Annotated in this window: 1 protein-coding gene and 1 pseudogene; one reads left to right on the top strand and one right to left on the bottom strand. The window is 63.1% G+C overall.

All coding sequences use genetic code 11. The features are described 5' to 3' along the window. Nucleotides 1-122: 122 nt before the first annotated feature. Nucleotides 123-254: pseudogene (locus tag POM99_RS22150) on the bottom strand (recombinase family protein); the annotation flags it as partial. A 125-nt stretch (nucleotides 255-379) separates the two neighbouring features. Here POM99_RS22150 and POM99_RS22155 point away from each other — a divergent pair. Then, a partial coding sequence (locus POM99_RS22155) for a Tn3 family transposase (protein ID WP_277280980.1) occupies nucleotides 380-2805 on the top strand: 2426 nt, incomplete at its 3' end.

Genomic DNA, 2805 nt, shown 5'->3' on the forward strand with positions numbered 1-2805 from the left:
GCATTGGGCCCTCGGCGCTGACGGAGGCCATGGGCATGCTCAACCACCATTTCGCAGCAGCCGCCTGATCGGCGCAGAGCGACAGCCTACCTCTGACTGCCGCCAATCTTTGCAACAGAGCCATCACGGCTACCGGATGCACGATCATCATAGATATTGCCTGGCTCGACACCGGCAGCGCGAAGGGCATCGTGCTGCAGGTCGAGCGACTGCGAGCCGTCGGCTTTGGACACGCGGGCGTAGCCGATCAGCATGGATCACAAACGAAGGTTTGAGGCGGTGACGAACATGAGCACATAAGATTGGGCTATTGTGTATCTTAACCAGCATCTCAATCAAGCTATCTCAAACCGTAGCTCGGAAAGAATAAGGAGCATGTATGCCGCGTCGCGTGACCCTGACCGATCGACAGCGCGAGGCGCTGCTTCACTTGCCGGTCGATCAAGGTGAGCTGCTGCGGCACTATACCCTCAGCGATGAGGATCTCGGGCATATCCGCCAGCGCCGGCGCGCCCACAATCGTTTTGGCTTCGCGCTGCAACTGTGCGTCCTGCGCTACCCGGGCCGGGTGCTCGCTCCTGGCGAGTTGATCCCGGCGCAGGTATCGGATTTCATCGCGGCCCAGCTCGGCCTGACCAGCGACGATCTACTCCTCTATGCCGCGCGCGAGGAGACCCGGCACGAGCATCTGGCGGACCTTCGCCGAATCTACGGCTATCGCTCCTTTTCGGGGCGGGGCGCACGGGATTTGCGCGAATGGATCGCTCGGGAAGCCGAGGCGGCGACATCGAATGAGGATCTTGCCCGTCGCTTCGTTGCGGAGTGTCGCCGCACCCGCACGATCCTTCCCGGCTCCTCGACGATCGAGCGCCTTTGCGCCGATGCGCTGGTTGAGGCCGAGCGCCGGATCGAGGATCTTATCGCCCATCGCATCACGCCAACCCTGAGCGAGAATTTGGCTCACCTGTTGGAGGATACGGTGGATGGTCGCGTCACGCGCTTCGTATGGCTGCGACAGTTCGAGGTTGGCGCAAATTCAGCAGCCGCTAACCGGCTGATGGATCGACTGGAATATCTTCAAAGGTTCGATCTTCCGGCGGATTTGCTGGACGGCGTGCCGGCGCATCGTGTGACCCGGCTTCGCCGGCAGGGCGAGCGCTATTACGCCGACGGCATGCGTGATCTGCCCGAAGACAGGCGGCTTGCGATCCTCGCTGTCTGCACCCTGGAATGGCGGTCATCGCTGGCCGATGTCATCGTGGAGACCCACGATCGCATCGTAGGCCGTCTCTATCGGGCCTCCGAACGCCTTTGCAACACCAGGATCGCCGACGAAAAGGCGGCCGTTCGGGACACGCTGAAGTCCTTTGCCGAAATCGGTGGTGCTTTGCTTGGAGCGCAGGACGATGGCACGGCCCTGGACGGGATAATCGCCACCGGGCCTGGCTGGGAACGGTTCAGAACCCTTGTCGCCACGGCCTCCGCGCTGACCAACGTGCTCGCGGCCGACCCGCTCAGCCGTGTGCTGGACGGCTATCACCGTTTCCGCCTCTACGCGCCCAGGATGCTGCGCCTGCTCGACATGCAGGCGGCGCCGATCGCCACGCCTCTTCTGGCGGCCGTTGCGATGCTGCGTAACGGGATCAAGGTCGATCCGCCGGTGGATTTTCTACGTCCCAACTCGAAATGGCATCGTCATCTTTGCGCTGAGCCCAGCGGCGACCACCGGCTTTGGGAAATCGCGGTGCTGTTCCACATCCGCGACGCCTTCCGGTCCGGTGACATATGGTTGGCGGGATCGCGCCGCTATGGCGACCTCAAGCAGCTTCTGGTCCCGCCACAGGCGATAGAGCAGACCGCGCGGCTCGCCGTGCCGCTGCGACCCGGCGAATGGCTGGCCGAGCGCAGGGCTCGACTGGATACACGGCTGAAGGAGTTTGGCCGCGCGGCGCGAACCGGCACGATCCCAGGCGGCATCATCGAGAACGGCAAGCTGCACATCGACAAGCTGAGGGCCGACACGCCCGAAGGGGCCGAGGATCTCGTGCTCGATCTCTATCAACAGCTCCCGCCCGCGAGGATCACCGATCTGTTGCTGGAAGTCGATGAGCGAACCGGATTTTCCGAGGCGTTCACGCATCTGCGCACCGGCGCGCCCTGCAGCGACCGGATCGGCCTGATGAACGTGTTGCTGGCGGAAGGCGTCAATCTCGGTTTGCGCAAGATGGCGGCGGCGACCAACACGCACAGCTTCTGGGAATTGCTGCGGATCGCGCGCTGGCATGTCGAAGGCAGCGCCTATGATCGGGCGCTCGCCATGATCGTGGAGGCCCACGCCGCCCTGCCCATGGCCGCCTTCTGGGGACAAGGGCAATCGGCATCCAGCGACGGGCAGTTCTTCCTTGCTACCGAGCAGGGCGAGGCGATGAATCTGATCAACGCGAAATATGGCAACGTCCCGGGCCTCAAGGGATACAGCCATGTGTCCGATCAATATGCGCCGTTCGCAACCCAGGTGATCCCGGCAACGGTCAGCGAGGCTCCCTATATCCTGGACGGGCTGCTCATGAATGACGCGGGCCGCCGCGTTCGCCAGCATTTTGCCGACACGGGCGGCTTCACCGATCATGTGTTCGCCGCCTGCGCCTTGCTCGGCTACAGGTTCGCCCCCCGTATCCGCGATCTCCCTCAGAAAAGACTCTATGCCTTCACGCCCAACGCGACGCCGGCCAATGTGCGAGCGCTGGTCGGAGGTAAGATCAATGAACCGCTCATCGAGCGCAACTGGCCCGACATCCTGCGCAT

Source organism: Novosphingobium cyanobacteriorum, assembly GCF_029436685.1.
Classification (GTDB): Bacteria; Pseudomonadota; Alphaproteobacteria; order Sphingomonadales; family Sphingomonadaceae; genus Novosphingobium; species Novosphingobium cyanobacteriorum.